Annotated in this window: 19 protein-coding genes and 2 pseudogenes; 6 read left to right on the forward strand and 15 right to left on the reverse strand. The window is 35.6% G+C overall.

Features of this window, described 5'->3' with window-relative positions:
* On the forward strand, positions 1-266 hold a 266-nt coding region (locus AC1DKZ_RS25895; protein ID WP_476997357.1), incomplete at its 5' end, for an IS3 family transposase.
* 297 nt (positions 267-563) lie between these two features.
* Here AC1DKZ_RS25895 and AC1DKZ_RS25900 read toward each other — a convergent pair.
* Entirely contained in the window at positions 564-1,853 is a 1,290-nt protein-coding gene (locus AC1DKZ_RS25900; protein ID WP_476997358.1) for a DUF5068 domain-containing protein, read from the reverse strand.
* Between the two features lie 294 nt (positions 1,854-2,147).
* On the opposite strand from AC1DKZ_RS25900, the gene AC1DKZ_RS25905 reads away from it, so the two are divergent.
* From AC1DKZ_RS25905 to AC1DKZ_RS25915, 3 genes and pseudogenes are all read left to right on the forward strand, one after another.
* Entirely contained in the window at positions 2,148-2,969 is an 822-nt protein-coding gene (locus AC1DKZ_RS25905; RefSeq protein WP_002186990.1) for a hypothetical protein, read from the forward strand.
* A gap of 448 nt (positions 2,970-3,417) precedes the next feature.
* Positions 3,418-4,108: pseudogene (locus tag AC1DKZ_RS25910) on the forward strand (IS6 family transposase).
* Between the two features lie 233 nt (positions 4,109-4,341).
* Entirely contained in the window at positions 4,342-6,993 is a 2,652-nt protein-coding gene (locus AC1DKZ_RS25915) for an immunoglobulin-like domain-containing protein (protein WP_476997359.1), read from the forward strand.
* A 121-nt stretch (positions 6,994-7,114) separates the two neighbouring features.
* Here the strand turns inward: AC1DKZ_RS25915 and AC1DKZ_RS25920 are convergent, their stop codons facing one another.
* The 3 genes from AC1DKZ_RS25920 to AC1DKZ_RS25930 all read right to left on the reverse strand — a co-directional run bounded on the left by AC1DKZ_RS25920 (position 7,115) and on the right by AC1DKZ_RS25930 (position 8,767).
* Positions 7,115-7,342: a hypothetical protein gene (locus AC1DKZ_RS25920; protein ID WP_000206853.1), complete on the reverse strand. Its 228-nt coding sequence runs from the start codon at positions 7,340-7,342 to the stop codon at positions 7,115-7,117.
* A 160-nt stretch (positions 7,343-7,502) separates the two neighbouring features.
* Positions 7,503-8,102 carry a hypothetical protein gene (locus AC1DKZ_RS25925; protein WP_309515419.1) on the reverse strand — a complete coding sequence of 200 codons (600 nt, stop codon included), beginning with the start codon at positions 8,100-8,102 and terminating at the stop codon, positions 7,503-7,505.
* A 446-nt stretch (positions 8,103-8,548) separates the two neighbouring features.
* The gene (locus AC1DKZ_RS25930) at positions 8,549-8,767 is read right to left on the reverse strand and encodes a hypothetical protein (RefSeq protein ID WP_040963208.1); all 219 of its coding nucleotides are present in this window, start codon (positions 8,765-8,767) and stop codon (positions 8,549-8,551) included.
* A gap of 369 nt (positions 8,768-9,136) precedes the next feature.
* On the opposite strand from AC1DKZ_RS25930, the gene AC1DKZ_RS25935 reads away from it, so the two are divergent.
* Together AC1DKZ_RS25935 and AC1DKZ_RS25940 are read left to right on the forward strand one after the other, a co-directional pair.
* Positions 9,137-10,237, forward strand: a complete 1,101-nt coding sequence (locus AC1DKZ_RS25935) for a response regulator aspartate phosphatase (RefSeq protein WP_328030874.1) — start codon at positions 9,137-9,139, stop codon at positions 10,235-10,237.
* The gene (locus AC1DKZ_RS25940) at positions 10,237-10,395 is read left to right on the forward strand and encodes a Phr family secreted Rap phosphatase inhibitor (RefSeq protein ID WP_309515363.1); all 159 of its coding nucleotides are present in this window, start codon (positions 10,237-10,239) and stop codon (positions 10,393-10,395) included. The genes AC1DKZ_RS25935 and AC1DKZ_RS25940 overlap by 1 nt, the downstream gene beginning before the upstream one ends.
* Before the next feature lie 290 nt (positions 10,396-10,685).
* Here AC1DKZ_RS25940 and AC1DKZ_RS25945 read toward each other — a convergent pair.
* The 11 genes and pseudogenes from AC1DKZ_RS25945 to AC1DKZ_RS25995 all read right to left on the reverse strand — a co-directional run.
* Positions 10,686-10,874: pseudogene (locus AC1DKZ_RS25945) on the reverse strand (Rpn family recombination-promoting nuclease/putative transposase); the annotation flags it as partial.
* A 214-nt stretch (positions 10,875-11,088) separates the two neighbouring features.
* Positions 11,089-11,820 carry a GntR family transcriptional regulator gene (locus AC1DKZ_RS25950; protein ID WP_404446614.1) on the reverse strand — a complete coding sequence of 244 codons (732 nt, stop codon included), beginning with the start codon at positions 11,818-11,820 and terminating at the stop codon, positions 11,089-11,091.
* 289 nt (positions 11,821-12,109) lie between these two features.
* Positions 12,110-13,099 carry a tagatose-bisphosphate aldolase gene (lacD, locus tag AC1DKZ_RS25955; RefSeq protein WP_309515362.1) on the reverse strand — a complete coding sequence of 330 codons (990 nt, stop codon included), beginning with the start codon at positions 13,097-13,099 and terminating at the stop codon, positions 12,110-12,112.
* A 15-nt stretch (positions 13,100-13,114) separates the two neighbouring features.
* The gene (lacC, locus tag AC1DKZ_RS25960; protein ID WP_476997360.1) at positions 13,115-14,050 is read right to left on the reverse strand and encodes a tagatose-6-phosphate kinase; all 936 of its coding nucleotides are present in this window, start codon (positions 14,048-14,050) and stop codon (positions 13,115-13,117) included.
* Entirely contained in the window at positions 14,047-14,352 is a 306-nt protein-coding gene (locus AC1DKZ_RS25965) for a hypothetical protein (protein WP_476997361.1), read from the reverse strand. The genes lacC and AC1DKZ_RS25965 overlap by 4 nt, the downstream gene beginning before the upstream one ends.
* 405 nt (positions 14,353-14,757) lie before the next feature.
* Positions 14,758-15,180 (reverse strand): PTS galactosamine/N-acetylgalactosamine transporter subunit IIA, encoded by a 423-nt coding sequence (gene agaF / locus AC1DKZ_RS25970; protein WP_404446602.1) that lies wholly within the window; start codon positions 15,178-15,180, stop codon positions 14,758-14,760.
* Positions 15,181-15,207: 27 nt separating this feature from the next.
* Positions 15,208-16,074, reverse strand: a complete 867-nt coding sequence (locus AC1DKZ_RS25975) for a PTS system mannose/fructose/sorbose family transporter subunit IID (protein ID WP_404446599.1) — start codon at positions 16,072-16,074, stop codon at positions 15,208-15,210.
* Positions 16,064-16,837, reverse strand: a complete 774-nt coding sequence (gene agaW / locus AC1DKZ_RS25980) for a PTS N-acetylgalactosamine transporter subunit IIC (RefSeq protein ID WP_404446597.1) — start codon at positions 16,835-16,837, stop codon at positions 16,064-16,066. The genes AC1DKZ_RS25975 and agaW overlap by 11 nt, the downstream gene beginning before the upstream one ends.
* A gap of 16 nt (positions 16,838-16,853) precedes the next feature.
* Positions 16,854-17,327 carry a PTS N-acetylgalactosamine transporter subunit IIB gene (gene agaV, locus AC1DKZ_RS25985; protein ID WP_476997362.1) on the reverse strand — a complete coding sequence of 158 codons (474 nt, stop codon included), beginning with the start codon at positions 17,325-17,327 and terminating at the stop codon, positions 16,854-16,856.
* A 209-nt stretch (positions 17,328-17,536) separates the two neighbouring features.
* Positions 17,537-18,742, reverse strand: coding sequence for an N-acetylglucosamine-6-phosphate deacetylase (nagA, locus tag AC1DKZ_RS25990; RefSeq protein WP_476997363.1), 1,206 nt, complete (start codon positions 18,740-18,742; stop codon positions 17,537-17,539).
* Positions 18,732-19,895 carry an SIS domain-containing protein gene (locus AC1DKZ_RS25995; RefSeq protein WP_404446766.1) on the reverse strand — a complete coding sequence of 388 codons (1,164 nt, stop codon included), beginning with the start codon at positions 19,893-19,895 and terminating at the stop codon, positions 18,732-18,734. The genes nagA and AC1DKZ_RS25995 overlap by 11 nt, the downstream gene beginning before the upstream one ends.
* Positions 19,896-20,429: the final 534 nt, after the last annotated feature.

The following is a 20,429-nucleotide window of genomic DNA, read 5'->3' on the forward strand; positions in this document are numbered from 1 at the left end:
ATACATCTCCTGCTTATTATCGTATGCTTCAACAGCTAGGCGCCATCGGCAGCCATTCCCGCAAAGGAAACTGCCATGACAATGCTTGCATTGAATCATTCTTCTCTCATTTTAAATCTGAAATGTTTTATCTTAATGAATATCAAACAAAGGGAGAACTAATTCAAGCAATTGAAACATACATCTATCATTATAACTACAAACGATTCCAAAAACGACTCAATCATCGAACTCCGATCGAATATCGAATTTCGATGGCTGCATAGTCTTTTTTACAGTTGTCTACTTGACGGGGATAAGTCCAACCAGTCTGTCCAAAATCAAAAAGAATTCATCCATCAATTGTTTGGACTTGCAACATAAGATACGATTCCGTTAGGAATATATGTGCTTTATTCTCTTTTGTTTTATTTTTGCACCTAAACCAGATTTCTAGGGTTTTAAAGTAAAAATACATCTTAATTCTAGGAAACTTTATGCTTCCTCTTACGGCAAACTGATAAGTCGAAAAACAGCATTGGACGGGATAAGGAAACAACCTCATCCCGTCTTCTATTGCTACTCTATTTCGGTAATGTAAATTTCACTTTTTTCCCTTTTGAAATATCTTTTGCGTCTTTATTTCTCATAGGTCCTAATTCGATCTCAAAGCTTTTGTCTTTCAAAATCTTTTCATACTGCTCCTGATCTAAGGTGAAAATCTGTAATAACTCGCCAGATGTTCCAACTTTAATCGAATCATTATATTTGTAATTCAGTAACATACCTTCGTTGAGCGTATATTGTGTACCATCATTAACTCTTAATGTAGAACTTATTGGAGACAATGAAATATCTTCGGTCTCTTTGTTATCGAGTTTAAATTTGACTGTCAATAAAACAACACCATTTTTGAAACTTCCAAATCGAGGGGCTTCAGTGGAATTTGGTGTAAATTTGGTAAATTGATATCCATCTAATGTAACATTGGTAGCACCTAATTGTTCACTTTTATTAATGTTTGATTTCTCATTTAGCATTGTCTTCTCGCCCATGTTTTCAGCTGTTACTTTATCTTGATAAAAGGTTTTATCTGTTGTAACTTTTTGATCACCTTGTTTATTTAAACTTAATGTAAAATTTCCAGCCCTTCCAATTGGGGCGTCATATTTTCCTTTATTGGCTTGTGCTTCAGGAACTTTGACTGAAACTGTCGATAACTCTAAAATTTTTGTTAAATCATCTTTACCAAATGGATATGCAATATAACCAGAAATGCTTTCCCCAGCTTTTACTAAATAATTATTGCTTGAAGATAGCTTTGTAGGTAATTGTTCTTCCTTTGGAATTAAATCCTTATAGTTACTGTAATCCTTTGTAGCGCCTGTAAATGTTATGTTTAAAGCTGGCATATAATAAACATCTTTATTTGAACTGTTCTTTACAGTATAGTGTGCCAGAATAACTCCGCCATTTGTTTGCCTGTTAAAAGGAATATCAAAATTGGTATGAAAATCATTCAATTCAACTAATGTGTAGTTATCAAGTGATACTGAAACATCTTGTAATTTATGTAATTGCGGTTCTTTGTTTTCATAAAAAACCTTCGTTTTACCTTGTGTTTCTTTCTCCATATATGAGATAAGCTTTGAATAATCGCTTGAGTTAGCTGCTGTATCTTTAGATTCTTTTTCTTTTGAAGTATCCGTTTTTTCTTCTTTATTTTCTTTTTGTGTTTCTTTTTTCTCTTCCTTATTTTCTTTTGTCACATTCTCTTTTTGATCATTATTTGCTTTATCACTTTGACCACAGCCAGTTATCATAAGGGCTGCAACCATCACGACAGAAAATAAAGACATTACTTTTTTTGACATTTTTCTTCCCCCTGTTTTTCCCTATTAAACTTTTAATCTACACAACCAAATAATTTATTATACCCCCTCACGTTTCATTATAGAAAAAAAGTTTATCATTCACCAGCTTTTTCTAGTATCTTCCACCATCCATACACCACGGCCAATTTATGCTTCCTCTTACGGAAAACTTATGATTCGAAAAACAAAAAATAATATACTGATACTTTTTGAAAAATTCTAATTTAGATTCTAATAAGATCATAAGCTATTTGTTAAGCGATGAATCTTATCTTAAAATTGGTGGTGTAACATGTGAAACATACAAATAAAGGACTAATAAGAATGAGACAAGAGATTATATATAGTGAGAGTGATTTATTGGGGCAAGTAAGAGAAGTTTTAGAAAAAAAAGATGTTAAAACTGCGGAAATATATGATGCCAACAAAGGGGATCTGCATTATACAAGTGAGACATTGCGTAAAAAATTCAATTTAGCTTTTCCTCAAATTGTTGTTAAATCCGGTCTATATGATTTAAATAACCATTTAAAGTACATTCCTAAAGAAATAATATATGAACAACTGAATCAAGAGTTTGAGCGTATAGGCTCCACAAGAAAGAGCATTTATAACAGTAAAAGAAATAAGAGTCGTTTTCCTTATAGCGATACTTTGAAAATAAGATTAAATCAAAGTTGGCCAGAAATTTTATTGTGCTGTAATCAATTAAGTGAAGTAAAAAAGTATGATGAAATTTCAAAGGAATTGCTTAAAGATGAATATAAAATGATTAGCAAAAAATTGGGTCGTGCTGCTACTATTCGTGAGCTAACCGATTGGACTGTATTTTCATTTGATATATATCGTCAATACTTTTCTACAATGAAAATTTTAAAAGAAGAGTGTGGATTTCGCCATGATTATAAAGGTGGAAAGAAACCTATTGAATTAAGTATGTGTAAAGAGGAGCTAGTTCGACTATACAAAAAATACAATAGAAGATTAACTTACAACGAATTAAAAGAGGAAAGTCAAATTAGTATTTCAACTTTGTTTAGACGATTCGAAACTACAAAAATTAATGTTATTTGGAATCAAATTGAAAGAAATATGTTTGACACTACTAATATATAAAAAGAAGACTTATTGTTGTACTATCAATAAGTCTTCTTTATCTCAATAATATTATTTATGTTAAGGAAGGTAATGATTAACCTGCTTTTAAAGAAAAGTCCTGAAGGGTTTTGAAAACTAAAGCTTCAGCTTTAGTTTCTTTAGCGATTTTTTTGCTATATGGATACAAATTTATTTTAACTTGATGGTGATGGATGGTGCCCCTATTAAAAAAATACTAATATACCTTATAAAACATAAGCATTTAAGAATCAAATTTTTTTAAATTTTTAATTTGAATTACGCCCTTTTCCCTTAAGATTATTTACTATATTAATAAGGAACATTAGTCCGAAGGTAAAGAATAAAAAAGGATGGGTTCTGGTGCAAAAACTTAAGGACAATTGCAATGAATCTATAAATCTTGGACATACTGTTACTATTACTTTAGAAAGGGTGCGTGATTGGTATGGAAAAGGAAAATGTATTCAAATGGAAGCATTATCAGCCTGATATTATTTTGTTAACGGTACAACCTCAGTTTTCGTGATTTGGTGGAAATGCTAGAAGAACGGGGTTTATCCATTTCTCATACAACAATTATGCGTTGGGTTCATCAGTATGGTCCTGAATTGGACAAACGAATCCGTCGTCACCTCAAACAAACAAATGACTCTTGGAGAGTCGATGAAACATATATCAAAGTAAAAGGTCAATGGATGTATCTGTATCATGCTGTTGATTCGAAAGGAAACACAATTGATTTTTTCCTAAACAAAACAAGAGACCAGAAGGCTGCAAAGCGCTTTTTCAAGAAAGCTTTGCGGTCTTTTCATGTTTCGAAGCCACGTGTTATAACAGTCGATAAGAACCCGGCTTATCCTATAGCAATTGAACAGTTGAAAAAAGAAAAAAGCATACCTAATGGTATGCAACTTAGACAACAAAAGTACTTGAATAACATAGTAGAACAAGATCATCGCTTTATAAAGAAGCGAATCCGTTCTATGTTAGGGTTCAAATGTTTTGACACAGCTACATCCATTCTTTCTGGAGTAGAAGCCATGCATATGATTAAAAAAGAACAGCTTGATTTACGGAACCAGTCTGTCCAAAATCAGAAAGAATTCATCCATCAATTGTTTGGACTTGCAGCATAAGATACGATTCCGTTAGGAATATATGCGCTTTATTATCTTTTATTTTATTTTTGTACCAGAACCTTCTAATCTAACCTTCAATTGATAAGGACTTGGAGAGACACTCTAAAGCAAAAAAATATTAATATTTAGATATAAATCAATTAAATTATACATATATTGGATAATTTATGTTAAAATACCATTGAATATTATAAAAACACTAATTATTCAAACATCGGAGGGGCTTATAAGTGGGGAATTCAACAGCCAAATCAAAAAAACTAGTAGGGTTTGTAGCAACAGCAACATTAGCTACATCTATGATTGCAGGGGCAAGTAACGCAAGTGCTCAAACGACAAGTACATTAAAAGCAAGTGAACCAGTACAGGAAAAAGCAAAAAACAAGAAAGAAGAACGTCCAGAAAGCTTATTTCCGAGCATGGATATAAATTATGACACTACGATATATGTAGGAGATCCTTTTGATCCAATGGCGGGAGTGTCAGCTTATGATTCAAAAGATGGAGATATTACTGATAAAATAAACATAGTTGGTGAAGTAGATCCTTTTGAGCCAGGCACGTATAATTTAGATTACACGGTTGCTAATTCTAGAGGTTTTTCAGTAATTAAACAGGTATCTGTATGGGTTAAAAGGGGAGAGAAACCTATATTAAGATTGCCTTATAAAGTATCGATTAATGTAGGAGATAACTTTGACCCAATGGCAGGAGTATCGGCTACTGATGAAGAAGACGGTGACATTACTTCTAAAATAAAAGTTGATGGTAATGTAGATACTTCTAAACCTGGTACTTATGAGGTAACTTACACGGTTACTAATTCTAAGGGTCTTACAATAGTTAGGAAACAACCAGTTAAGGTTAAAGAGACGGAAGGAACAAAAAATGAAGCACCTGTATTAACTGTGCCATTTACTACTACACTTCATGTTGGTGAAGAGTTCGATCCAATGGCTGGTGTGTCTGCAACTGATAAGGAAGATGGTAATTTAACTAATAAAGTTAAATATAAAGGTAATTTAGATACTTCTAAACCTGGTAAATACATTGTAGAATATTGGGTTGTTGATTCTAAAGGAGTTAATGCGACAGCTACACAAACCGTAATTGTGAAAGAAAATGAAGAAATTCCCGATATGGAACCAAAATTAACGGTACCTGTTGAAGCCACTATCAATGTAGGGGATAAATTTGACTCAATGGCAGGCGTTAAAGCTATTGATAACGAAGATGGCGATATTACTTCTAAAGTAACAGTTGATGGTAACGTAGATACTTCTAAACCTGGTACTTATGAGTTAACTTATAAAGTTACAGACTCCAAAGGACATACAGTTACTGCTAAACAAACTGTAACTGTTAAACAGAAAGTAGAACCTAAAGATGAAGATCCGGTTTTAACGGTATCTGCTGAAGCCACTATCAATGTAGGGGATAAATTTAATCCACTTTCTGGCGTTAAAGCTATTGATAACGAAGATGGCGACATTACTTCTAAAGTAACAGTTGATGGCAACGTAGATACTTCTAAACCTGGTACTTATGAGTTAACTTATAAAGTTACAGACTCCAAAGGACATACAGTTACTGCTAAACAAACTGTAACTGTTAAACAAAAAGTAGAACCTAAGGATGAAGTGCCAGTTTTAACGGTACCTGCTGAAGCCACTATCAATGTAGGGGATAAATTTAATCCACTTTCTGGCGTTAAAGCTATTGATAACGAAGATGGCGATATTACTGATAACGTAACAGTTGATGGCAGCGTAGATGCTTCTAAACCTGGTACTTATGAATTAACTTATACAGTTTCAGACTCTAATGGGAATAAAGTTACTGCTAAACAAACAGTAACTGTGAAACAGAAAGTAGAAACGAAAAATGAAGCGCCTGTATTAACTGTGCCATTTACTACTACACTTCGTGTTGGTGAAGAGTTTGATCCAATGGCTGGTGTGTCTGCAACTGATAAGGAAGATGGCAACTTAACGAATAAAATTAAATATGAAGGTAATGTAGATACCTCTAAACCAGGTAAATATATTGTAGAATATTGGGTTGTCGATTCTAAAGGGGTTAATGCAACAGCTACACAAACCGTAATTGTAAAAGAAAATGAAGAAACTCCCGATCTGGAACCGAGATTAACGGTACCTACTGGAGCAACGATTACTGTAGGAGATAAATTCAATCCACTTTCTGGGGTTAAAGCTATCGATAACGAAGATGGGGATATTACTGATAAAGTAACATTTGACGGAAACGTAGATACTTCTAAACCTGGTAAATACGAGTTAACTTATAAGGTTACAGACTCTAAAGGACATACAGTTACCGCTAAGCAAACAGTAACTGTGAAACAAAAAGTAGAGTCAAAAGATGGAACCCCAGTTTTAACGGTACCTGCTGAAGTGATTATCAATGTGGGTGATAAATATAACCCGCTTTCTGGCGTTAAAGCTATTGATAACGAAGATGGCGATATTACTTCTAAAGTAATTCATCTAGGGGAAGTTGATACATCTAAAGCAGGTAATTTCGAAGTGAAGTTTCTAGTTCGTGATGCAAGTGGAAATGAAGTAACGGCAACACAAAAAGTAATTGTGAAAGATAAAGGCACAGAAAACGGTTCTGATAATAGTAATAACAACACTAATACTGGAAACGTCTCTGACAATAATAACAATACTAATACTGGAAATGGTTCTGATATTAGCAATAACAACACTAGTAGTACTTTGGATAACAAAAAAGATACCATTAAAGAGCTTCCAAAAACAGGTGCAAGTTCAAATAACGGTACAGCAGTAGGCATATTAGCAATCCTTGTAGGTATGTTAATTACTTTTGGTCGTAAATTTAAAAAAGCTATAAAATAAAGCTACTCATTATCTCAAATAAAAAGATTGTGTGAATTAAAAAATTCACACAATCTTTTTTAATGCCATTTTATCCTAGTAAACAATCAACTGAGTCCTTTTGGATAATAAAACTGAGTAATTACCTGTTACCCTTTATTTTATATATACTTTTCTTTAGCTTTGGCTTCTTGTGTAACCGTACTTTAGTCCCATTAATATCTAAGTCAATCTTTTCTTCCTCTAAAGCCTCCATTTTCTCTTTATGTTCTTTTTCAATTCTATCTCTTTCTTCTTTTCTCTTAGTCGCTTTGGGACCAATTACAAACAGAATTAAGAATATACTCACCATTACAACAAAAGTAGTCACTAGTACCTCTCCCCCTTTGCCAAAACTTCATACAACAAAATTCTTTTTAATGTATTAGACTTAACTCAGAAATCTAGAGGAGAACGAGCACTAGCATAATTACACAGAAACTTTATAGAAATTACCTGCACTATTCCTCCTTCCCCTATATAAACAAAGATTATAAATGACGCAGCAAGGCCGGTACTATCAATGTCATTACAAATATAAAAATTGAACTATATCTCAAACTTGAACTCCATTTTCCATATTTGGGATGTTCAAATTTCTTATAAAGCATACCTAATGCTAGAGATATTAAAAACATTAATACAGCTGTTCCTAAAATTATGGAAGTAATTAAGCCCACCATATTACTCATAAAGGTTTGAAAATCAAAAGAACGTGTTGTTAACATTAACACTGGTAGAATCCTTATTAATAATATGAGGATAAATGAGCCTACTCCAAAATATATAGATCTTTTTTTCCACTTTATATGTTTAAACCATAAAGAAGCTCCAAAAACTAATAATGATATTAAAATTACTACAGAAAGAATAAGGAAAATAATATCAAAAAATGCAGGCACACTCGCATGGACTGCACCATCTATTTTATCTCCCCCATCTTTTATTACATCACTGCCGCCATTAAACAAAGAACCAAACCAGTCTACAATCCAATCGGTCATCCAGGAAATATCAAATGGTAGATCTTCACTTTTTGTCTGTGCAGAAGCAGCTAAGTTATACACCTCCAAATTTTCCTCCCCCTTAATTAAAATTAAACCCTTTACTTTAAGTATATAAACTTACCTAACCAAAACTAAGAAAGTATTAAATCATATTTAATTAAATAGAAGAACCACACTTATGAATAGAAATTTCATTTGTTACATCTGTACACTTGCGTTTTGATGACTATCCATTGCATTTAGCTTTTTCCCTATTTGGGAATAAGTAAAAAAGTACCCATCCAATTGTGATACACATAATAATTGGATGGGTACTTTTTATACATGCTTTATTCTGTTTTTATTGACATAGACGAGTTTTATACATTTCATGGTGATACAAACTATAGTACCAAATTAAATAATTTTAAAATATTACTACGTAATTCAATCAATTTAAGAAAATAAGATTTCACAAACCTTTGATGATAGATTCTTTGTTTATCGGATAGAACATATGAATGGAAAAACGCAGCATAATATCGGTTTTTCTAACCTTGTAAATGACTTAACATATATCTTTGCGTATTTATGTCTTGGCATTTTAATGCCGTTACTAATTCTCGATTAACATCTGATACAGGTAATGGTTCTCCATATGTATCAAATAATCTTATACCCAACTTACTTAAAATCCGTATATTATTAAGATTCCTACTCTCTTGTGTATAACTAATAATAGTGCGTAAATTAACCCCAAAACTTATCATAAACCAACGCTCCCTCTTCAATGTAAATAGATATGGATATACTTCTATTTATTTTCGAGGAATTCCTTGATGCTTAATAAGCCCTACGTATTTCTCAATACCATAACAGTATAAGCTCTCTCTTTTTCTACTATAGTGCTACGTCAGCTCTTATAAGAAGTATTCAATAGACAACAGTTAATAAATCAAAATCAAAAAAAGCATTAACAAAACTTGTACTGGCTTAACTATACTTTTTCAAATTTAAAAGCATGGACATTATTATAATTCAGAATATTCTGTACATTAGTGAAAAAAATCGTAGTTAAATTTATTTTATCTAATTCCTGTTATTATCAGAATAAGCCTTTACAGAAAAAGGGGGATATTATGACTGTTCAAGAAAAAAGTAATAAGCAATTGATGGAATTATTACATGAATGGTATGAAGAAATTCGTTTATATCATGTAAAAGAAGCAAAACAGACATATCTACAAGTAAAAGAACGTTTAAAGGAAATAGAAACAGACCAATATGTATCATTCTATTATTCCCTACTGAATTTTAGATATAAAGTCTTGGCAGATGGAATGAGTATTACAAAAGATTCTTTTAATCAAATAGAAAAACTCCCTAATATCAAAGAGGAATTTTCATTTTTAGCTTACTATTATTATTTCTTTAAGGCAATCCACTCTACAATTTTAGCTAATTATACTGAAGCGAAAACACACTATGAAAAGGCAGAAGAACTTTTAATTGATATACCTGATGAAGTAGAAAAAGCCGAGTTTGAGTATAGATTTTCAACTTACTGTTATCAATCTTATCAACCATTTGAAGCGATTCAACATGTAGTAAAAGCCAAAGAAATATACCGGAATCATGTAGGCTATAAAATTAATATTGCTTTATGCGACAATGTATATGGACTGGCTTGTATAGATCTAAGAGAATTTGGAAGAGCGGAAGAATGTCTCAATACGGTTATTGATGTTTTTAAGAAGTATGATGAAGAACAATTATTATTGCGAGTACGATCCAATTTAGGCTGGTTATATAATATTCAAGATTTATATCCATTGGCGATTAGACAGAGTTCTGAGATTATAAATACCATACCGAACCATTTTAAAGCATTATTTGTCTTAGCAAGAGCATATTATAAATTAGAAGGCGTTGAAACAGCAAAAGCATATATCGAGCAAGGAATGAAGTATACAAATGAATCAGGAAATGAGGAATATAAGCATCGTTTCGCAGTTTTAAATGAACTAATCACAGAACTACCTAGAATTAAACTAGAAAAAGTAGTTACTGATGCAATTTCTTATTTTGAAAAAGAGGACATGTGGAATTGTGTAAAAGAATATGCAGAGATTTTAGCACTCCAATTTTACGAGGCAAATAATCATGTTAAAGCGAGCAAATATTTCTATATTAGCAATAATGCTGATAAGAAACATTTGAGAAAAGGAGCGTTAAAGTAATGAAAAAAATAAAAAAAGTGTTATTAAGTATGGTAGTAGTAAGTGCATTAGCATGTAGCATAATCAGTTTAAATGTATCACAACACTCTTCGTTTAATGGTGGAGATACGCCAGCACCAACAAAACCGATTGTCTCTAGTGGCGTATCTATTGATTAACGTAATACATTTTTCCTACTTTTAAAATCAGAAAATTCAGGCTCTTAATCTTTAAAAAATGTTGAATAAAATGGATAAAATATTGAACCCCTAGTCCGAAACATATTTGTTTCGGACTATTCACGTTCTTTTTTTCAACTTTTCTATATAATTGTGAGCAGAATGAAAAATATCAAAAAATTGATTGAGAAAAAGCACTGCTAAAGTCTTCAGCAATGCTTTTCTATTAAACGTACCATGATAATGAGCATCTACCTTCTTTTATTCATGAGTACTGTAGGTCCATATATTTACTTTAACTTCAAGATACGCTCTATTTCCTTCAGACTTAACTTACTTGCTTTTGCAATAGTTTCAAGCGGTACACCAATTTCATGCATCCCTCGAATCATTTGCATCTTACCTTGCTCAATTCCTTTTTCCATGCCCTCTTGTTCTGCATGTGCTAGCTTAGCTTGTTCATCTAGAAGCAATTTCTCCTCCTGGGCAACCATAATAACGAAGTACCATAGCTGCTGCCAGTAAACCTGTTCCGAGTAAGTTATGGCCTCAACTATGTCCATTTCCACCGGATTATATTCTGATACGCGACCTGAATTGTAACTAAAGTAAAATTTTAGAATGGATAATGGAGTATTGTAAAAAAAGATCAATTGAATCACCCATAAACAAATATTATGAGTGATTCAAAGATTAGGTTAATTCAGTGTAAAAGCGGCAGCGATCGCCCCGCACAATGGATATACAAAATTCAACAGGCACACCATTGGTATCGTAGGCAGTTCGTTCAAGCAGAAGTGCGGGTCGACCTTCCTCCGTTTGCAGATATTCACTTTCTTCGGAACGGATGAGAACGGGTTCAAATGCCTCGTTTGCTCTTGTTACTACGGTATTAAAATGTTGTGAAAATAGATCATATAAAGAAATTTCACCTACCCTTTTTAACTGCTCTATATCTGTAACAACACGTTTCGGAATAAAAGATGATTCCAAAATAAACGGTTCATCTTCAGCACAGCGAAGGCGTTTCATTTCAATCACATTCACATCATCACTCAGCTGTAGCGCTTCTTTGATTTTGGCATTTGGTTTGACTTCTTCTATTTTTAGAATGATATCCTTAGGATTCAAGCCTTTTTCTTTCAATACTTTACTAAAACTATAAAATCCCATCAATGACTGCTGCAATTTTGGTTTTGCTACGAAGGTACCTTTTCCTTGAATTCGGTATAGAATTCCTTCCTGTACAAGCTCCTCAATTGCTTTTTTTGCCGTGTTGCGACTCACACCAAATTGATCCATTAACTGATTTTCTGAAGGAATTTTATCACCAAGTGCCCAATGACCTTTTTCAATTGAATCCTTTAATCTTTCCATTAATTGATGATAAAGCGGGATTAAACTTTCATGTTGCAATGGTTTCATTTTACTAAACCTGCCTCCAAACTATACTATCGTTCTTTTAATAACCTAAATTATACCATCATCACTTATTGCGTCAAACTAACAACCAGGTTCTATAACGAAATAGCTTCTACCAAACTATAATACTGATAGCTTATCAAAATCGTTATTAATACCTTCTACGTTTGCAGAATATGGACACCCTTCTTAATCGGACCGTTTTCCGAGTTCCAATCAAAACGACTTTTAAAAATAAATCAAAAAATAAGGAAGCGCGAAAACCTTCCCCACACTTTCTTACCTCGCTTCCTTATCCTGATATTTTTACAAACCACGGGCATGCTGTCTCTTTCAAGACAATATTTAGTCTTTCGATATTTTTTTTGCCGTTTTCTTGTAACCAAGCACGTCCGGCTTGTTCACCATTTTCGGCAAATTGAGCGACACCATTTTTCCATGTTGCCCGGCCGCAGAGGACACCGTTGAAAGTTGAGCCGGATTTTTTCGCAAACGTCAAGGTTTCTTGAAACAATTCTGCACTTACGCCGGCGCTTAAGAAAATAAACGGCAGATCTGTTGCCTCACTTTGCTCTTTGAAATACGCAGCCGCTTTTTCCTTGCTATAGGCTGTCTCGCCTTCTGCGTAACCCTCTACAAACTTCATATCTACTGGAACTTCTACCTTTAAAACGTCCACCTTGTATTGCGGTTTAGAGAATTCCCTCATGGCCTCGATAACTTTATGAGGCTTCAATTTGGCATACTCCATGCTTTTCACATCATCATTTTTGGCATCATAAGTCACTATTTCAAGGAAGAACGGAATGTCCTCTACCGCACACTCAGATCCAACTCGTTCCATATAAACGTGCTTATAGTCATTAATTTTTTCATCTTCATCTACATCATAGTACAGTAAAAATTTAACTGCATCTGCTCCAGCTTCCTTCAGGCGTCTAACGGACCACTCTGGCAATAAATCAGGCAATCGGCCCTCAGTTGTTGCATCATAACCTGTTTTTTCATACGCCACCAATAACCCAGCGTCCGAATGACGGACCTTCGCAGCCGGCAAACCATATTCCGGATCCAATAGAATCGAAGTTGCATATGGTGTTAACTCTTCAGAAACCAATTCTTTGAAGCGAATGATGCCCTCATCCCCGACATTATTCTCACTTCCAGCTACAATCATTTTCTTTAATGAACCGCGTTGATCAATTGCCAAAGCCCCGATAATTCCATTTTCATCCGACAAACGCTTGAGAGCCGCTAATTTATTATTCGTTAATTTTAACATCAACAATCACCTCTATTAATCTATTTTAATAACCTCTACCATTTCAAAAAATTGACCGAACTTCTCCGGATCAATATAACCCGTTACCTCTTCCATCGTATTGAGCATGCCCGTCGTCATCGCAGTTTTCAGGATGTCCGAAACGGCTTGCTTTCGTTTTAGGGCAACCGCTAACCCTGCGACAGTCGCATCACCCGAGCCAACAGCGTTTATGACCTCTATAGCAGGAATAGTAACCCGGTAATAATCTCCACCATGCTTGAGAAAAGCACCTGCCGCTCCCATCGAAACGACAATCCATTCTATCCCATGAAATAACTTATTATTTAATAGTTGCTTCAAGCTGCTTGTGCTCTCCTCCACTTCCATGCCAAAAAGCTGGAACAGTTCTGAGATATTCGGTTTGATCGCAAAAGGTTTTACATTATGGTTCAAAACTTGTCGGAGCGGCTCCCCTGATGTATCTACAATCACTGGAATTCCCTTCTCCCGGCCAATTTCGACCATCTGACGGTAAAATTCAGACTCAAGCCCTTTTGGCAAACTACCTGAAATAGTAACAAGAGAAACTTCAGACAGCAGTTCTCGATATTTTTCTAAAAAGGCCGTTCCTTCTTCCGTGGATAAACTTGGCCCGGATTCGAGGATTTCTGTCTGCTTGCTATCATGGAGGATCGCGATACAGTTTCTTGATTCTTGATTGATTTTATAAAAATGATTCCTGATATCACTTTTCGTCAATTCATGAATAATGTAATCACCAATAGTCCCGCCAATTACACCTGTGGTCAAAACGTCTTCTCCCATCTGCTTGACAACTCGGGCTACATTTAAGCCCTTTCCGCCAGCAGTTTTACGAATATTTTCCACACGATTAACATCATCTAGCTTAAAATCTTGAATTGGATAGGAAATATCAACAGATGGATTCATAGTGACAGCTAAAATCATCGCACTCCCTCTTTCCCTATCAAGTTTTTAACTTGAATCCGGAAAACCCTATCAAGATACGTGGCAATTAAATCTAGATCCGGTATTAAGGCGATAAAATCGGCATCATAACCGTTCGCAATCATATCGCATCCCCCATCGATGCCAATACTTTTCACGGACGCTGTACTTGTCATATGGAGGGACTCCTTAGGGATCGCAATACTCCAATCAATGGTATTTTTGACAGCCTCTTTGAATTTCAAAATACTGACCACCCCAATCTTTTTCCCACCAATATCAATACCTATTGCCATTTTCATGTTCCTGCACCTCTATTTATTCTATTGTACCTGCTCATCGATTTTAAAAAATTGATATAATCAGGAAGACGGGTGTTTCTTCAAAAAACGATTATAACATTGGGTTGTTGGTACAAGTTAAATTGAAAGAAAAACTCATATAAACTAGATTATGAGACTAATTGTTAGATTGTTTTAAGTAATTCTATTATGTCACCATAACTTGTAGGATTAACCCATTAGCAGTAAAACATTTAATGTAGCCGAATCCATCCACATTAAATGTTTTAATTTTCAGACAAAAAATCCAACAACCTATCCATCCTTACAATATTTAGTTGTAGTTCCGTTCTATCATATTCCTTATCAGGGCCTGGGAGTCACAATTATTAGACCTATAGATTTCTCTATCCTTTATCGCTTTCATTACATGCTAGACTCTTTGAATCTTGGACGCTCCGATTTTTGAAAACCCTTAATCGCTTCTTTACCAGTATTGATCGCTAAATCTCTTAATCCATCGATTTGAAGTCCATCCTTTATTAAAACAGTTTCGAGGACCATCGCAAGATTTGTTCCGCCAACCACAGCAAAACCTTCCTTCCCATTCGTAAGCGAAACGGCCGTTTTAAACGGAGAACCGCCAACTAAATCACATAAGACTAAGATAGATTTACATTCTTGTAATCTTGAAAAAGCCTCAAGCAGCTTTTTTTCAAGATCGCATGTTGAATCGCATTCAAGAAAATCCACGTATTCCACATTGGGTTGATCTCCAGCGATTAGTTTTACCGAAGATTGAAGACCCGTTGCAAACGATCCATGACCGCTAATAATCAAACCATTCATATTAAAATCCTCCTAACATGCTATATATTATAAAATGGTTCCAAAAGGAAATGGAATTTTACCAATAATACCGATGATCACGGTAATGATAATTAGCTTAACTGGAGAAAATCCCTTTTTTAATAGATAGTACATTAATAAAGTGTATGCTAAAGGCAATAGGTTTGGTATGAGTTTATCGAGTAAATCCTTTTGCAGGGCGATTTTTGCCTTACCAGCATGGATCACTAAACTTGATTCTAACTTTACGAATGAGGCAATCAATGCGCCAACAACTGTTACCCCGACAATAGATGCTGCATGTGCTACTTTTTTAGTATTTTCCTTTAAAGAACTGATAGCATTTGTTCCAGCACTATAACCGTAATGCATTAATCCAAATCTAAGAGCAAAATGAACTGCGTTAAAGATTAATAGGAAGATCACTGCCCCCATAGGGTTTCCATCTTGCCCAAGTGAAGCACCTATACCAACACAAATGGGAAGCAAAGTCAGCCAGAAAAGAGCATCACCAATTCCCCCAAGCGGTCCCATCATGGCTACCCGAATGGCTCTAATCGTGTTTCGATTTTGTTTCTTTTCCTCCATAGCAAGGACAATCCCCATAATAATGTTTACAAGGAATGGATGTGTGTTAAAGAATTCCATATGACTTTTCATCGATTCACTTAAATCGTGCTTATTATTGTGAATCTTTTTCAAACCTGGCAAAATCGAATATAACCATCCTGCGGCCTGCATTCTTTCATAGTTAAATGAGGCTTGAAGTAACAGAGATCGCCATACCATCTTGTTTAAATCTTTTTTAGTTAAGACCTGTTCTGTGGCACCGTCTTGATAATATTCCGGACTGCTCGTATGGTTCATTAACGTTTCTACTTTTTTAGATTCCACGTTTTGCACCCCCCCTTACTGATCCATCACCAGAATTTGTTTTGAAGTAATCGTATAACGCGATGGCAATCCCAATTAGAGCAACAGCAATGACTGGCATCTTCATATATGTGACTAAAATAAATCCGACGATTAAAAATGCAACGTATTGTTTTTTTAACATAATTTTCAATAGCATTGCAAAACCAATTGCGGCCATCATTCCCCCGGCAACACCAAGGCCACTAATAAGCCATTTTGGTAATACCTCTACGACCCCTTTAGCAGCTTCTGCGCCAAAATAAATTGGTAAAAAAGCAATAACAAAATAGAATATAAATAATGTAAGAATCCCGAAATAATTAATCCGTTCAATTCCCTTAGTATTAGCCTCTTGTGCATATTGGTCAGCTTTATGCATAACCGGAGAAAAAGCAGTAAACATGAGAGTGATACATGCCTGAACCGCAACCGCAAACGGAACAGCAATACCGATTGCCACTGTTGGCTCTTGTCCTGTCAAAATCGCAAACGACGTTCCAATTATTCCCCCAATAACAACGTTTGGCGGCTGTGCCCCAGCAAGCGGAACCATCCCAGCCCACACTAATTCCATGGCAGCACCTGTCATAACCCCTGTTGTTACATCCCCAAAAATCAAGCCAATAATGACACCGGTTACGATTGGCCGGTGAATGTGGAACAACCCGTTAAAAAGGTCAATCCCTGCAATTCCAGCCCATATGGCAACTAATAAGGCTTGAAGCAACATGTGATTATCCATTCATTCTCACTTCTTTCTATAAATGTTTATAAATATCATCTGGTCTTTCATCCGGAACACGACGTACCTCAAGTTTCGCTCCCAAGTCACGCAGCTTCCTAAAGGCTGCTTTATCATCTTCATCCACGGAAATGGTGGAGAATACTTGTGTTTTCCCTTGAGAAAAATGCATATTTCCAATATTTATTTTTTCAATTGGTACGCCGCCCTCTACAAGTCGCAACACATCTTGTGGTGTTTTTACAACTAAAAAGATATATTGTTCATCTGCTGCATTGTGAATCACATCAATGGTCGTCTGGATTGAGAAAAAGCGAATTCCAATTGACTCCGGAACAACCATTTCCATTAAATCCTGTTGTACCTCATCTTCAGACACCTCATCATTTGCGACGACGATTAAATTAGCTTCTAAATGATTAACCCATGTTACTCCTACTTGACCATGAACCAATCGATTGTCAATTCTTGTTAGCAAAATATTCGGCATGATATTACCCCCTATAAATATGATAAATATATTTAAACTCCTTTAACAACCCGGTTTACCATACCAGATGGTGATGGGTTATCTAGAGCTATTCCCAAATAAATCGAATAGAATAATGCAAAAAGCAGACCATAAAGCAAATAATTTAAGGAAAGGTAGACACGTCATTACTAGTTAAAGCGTACCTGGAGATGGATTCATCGTGTCAGTTAAAATCTGCGCACTCCCTCTTTCTGTAAATGGTAGCGACAAGCACCATCAAGGTACGTCGCCATTAATTCCAGTTCAGGGTTCAACACAATAAAGTCAGCGGCGTAACCCTTAGCAATTTTCCCACATTCCTCATCCATCCCAATACTTTTAGCAGGTGCGGTACTAGCCATATAGATTGCTTCCTCTGGGGTGGCAATCCCCCAATCAACGACATTTTTGACTGCATCTTTCAGCTGTAAAACACTGCCTGCTAAACTGCCGTCCTCAAGACGGACCGCACCAGCTTTCACCTCTACAGCAAATTCGCCGAGCTGATAGGGTCCTTCTGCCATTCCCCCAGCCATCATACAATCGGTGACCAAAACGGTTTGATTTCTGCCGCGTGCATTCATTAAAATATTGGCGGCAGCAGGGTGAACATGGTGTCCATCACAAATGATTTCCGCAAAAACATCTTTTAGATTCATTGCAGCTCCGGCCATCCCTGGCTCACGATGGTGGAGCGGGCTCATTCCATTGAACGTATGAACAAAAATCGAAGCCCCTCTCTCAACCGCTTGTTTTGCTTCTTCATAAGTTGCATCACTATGAGCTAACGCTACAGCTATCTCTTCACCGACAGCATATTCAATAAATTCCGCTGCACCCTTTCTTTCAGGTGAAATCGCAATTTTTTTAATAAAATCATTGGATAACCTTTGCCAAACTTTCAACTTTTCAACGGATGGGTCACAAAAATATTTCGTATTTTGTGCCCCTTTATGCTTTTCGGTAAAAAACGGCCCTTCTAAGAAGATTCCTTTAATTTTTGCTCCCCTGACTTTCGTATAATTGGCACCGATCATTTCAGCGACGTGATTCAACACTTCTGTTGAAGAGGTTAATGTTGTCGGCAAAAACGAGGTAACGCCGCAGGAAAGAAGCCCTTCTGAAATCTCATTCAATCCTTGAAAATCATTGTCCATAATGTCGTGATTTCCAAACCCATGTATATGTGTATCTACTAAACCAGGAGCAATCCAATCCCCCGCGTAATCAATGATTTCTGCTGATTCATCAGGCCGATTTTCGGAAAAAACACCGAATTTCCCATCTTTAATTTCCAAAAAACCAGGCCCTACGACCTCTCCCTCAAGAAAAAACTGATCGGCAAAGATAAACATCGACTTGCTGCTCTCCCTACCCAAATTACTAGTATTCATAGATGGTTACACCTTTAACGACACGGTTCACTGTTCCTGTAGGCGACGGGGTATCTGGTGTATTGCCAACCTTTATCGAAGCCAGCAATGAAACCGTCTGTCCAACCATGACAAAAGGCAAGGCCAGATAAGCATCTGGTATAGATTGAGCCTCTCTGCCAAAACTAAATATGTTCCCATCATAATTGCTTTCTCCATCAACCTCGATGGCACATATATAGCTGGAAATATTGTCCTGTTGCATTTCTTTTAACATATCTAAATCGTATTGGCGTGTATAAGGATGGTTGGAAACAAACACAAAAACCACGGACTTTTCATTCACAAATGATTTAGGACCATGCCGGAAGCCTAACGTTGAATCAAAGGTAGTGACTATTTTTCCAGCTGTCAGTTCTAATAATTTTAATTGTGCTTCTCTCGTTAAACCTTCTAAACTACCAGAGCCTAAGTAAATGATGCGGTCAAAATCACGATCGATAATTGCTTGAATGACGTCTTCTCTTTGAATGACACTTTCACCCATTTGCCGAATCATTTTTAAAATGGCCTTTTTTTCTTCCAGGGGCTTAGGATCAAAAATGAATAAAGTCGATAGTGCCATACAAGTATAACTTCCCGTCATCGCAAATCCTTGGTCATTCGATCTTTCAGGCATTAAAAGCAATAAATTATTTTCATCCCCTGCTGCTCGCTTAGCCAATTGGCCATCCTTATTACAGGTAATTGTTAGATGATACAAATCGGTCACAATTTGCTCTGTTAATTGGACGGCAGCAACACTTTCCGGACTGTTGCCGCTTCTTGCAAATGAAACGAGTAAGGTTGGAAAGTCCGCTTTTAGGAATTGATATGGATTGGATACCAAGGTGGTTGTCGGAATACTCAGCAATTCCCACTGTTTTTCATCCACTTTTTCTTTTAGGTATGGAGTGACAAGGTCGCCGATATAGGCCGATGTTCCGGCACCAGTAAAAATAACCCGAACTCGGTCGTGTTTCATTGATAATTTTAGTAAAAACTTTTCAATCTCACTGCTTCTATCCGTATACAATGCAAAGGTTTCAGCCCATAGATCAGGCTGCTGTTTTATTTCTGCCGTTGTGATTTGTGCACCTAATGGTACTAATTTTTCTTGACTGAACGTAAACATATCCGAACACTCCTCTTTAAATTCTTTTGAATACTCACAATCCCGCACCAACAACACCATTATTCTGCGCCAGTACATGGAAAGACGAGTTTTCTTTAAAAAATCCATTCCATCCCCTTTTTAACATCGGGTTGATGGTATAAGTTAAATGTACGAGAAACTTATAGAAATTAGACCGTCTAAATAATTAGATTATTTCAATTATTTATATTGTACCACATCAACTTGTAGGGTCAACCCAACAAGTTGAAATATATTAAATTTTCAGATAAAAATTTCGACAACCTATACCCCTTATTTAAAGGTTCTACAAACTTGTTATTTATTAATACTCCTTCCACCTATGCTCCTGATTGCTCTATAAGGTCCGGTGCATCCCAAATTAACGCTGCAATTCTAACCTTCGACATGAATTCACTGATCATCCATTGAATATCCACTTTGACATTTGGATTTGCAGCCTCAAATTCATCGATAATTTTTTCGGATGTCAATCTGTTGCGGTTCCCTTTTGTTCCACTCATAACAGAAATT

The sequence above is a fragment of the Bacillus sp. 05T21 genome (genome assembly GCF_056396785.1).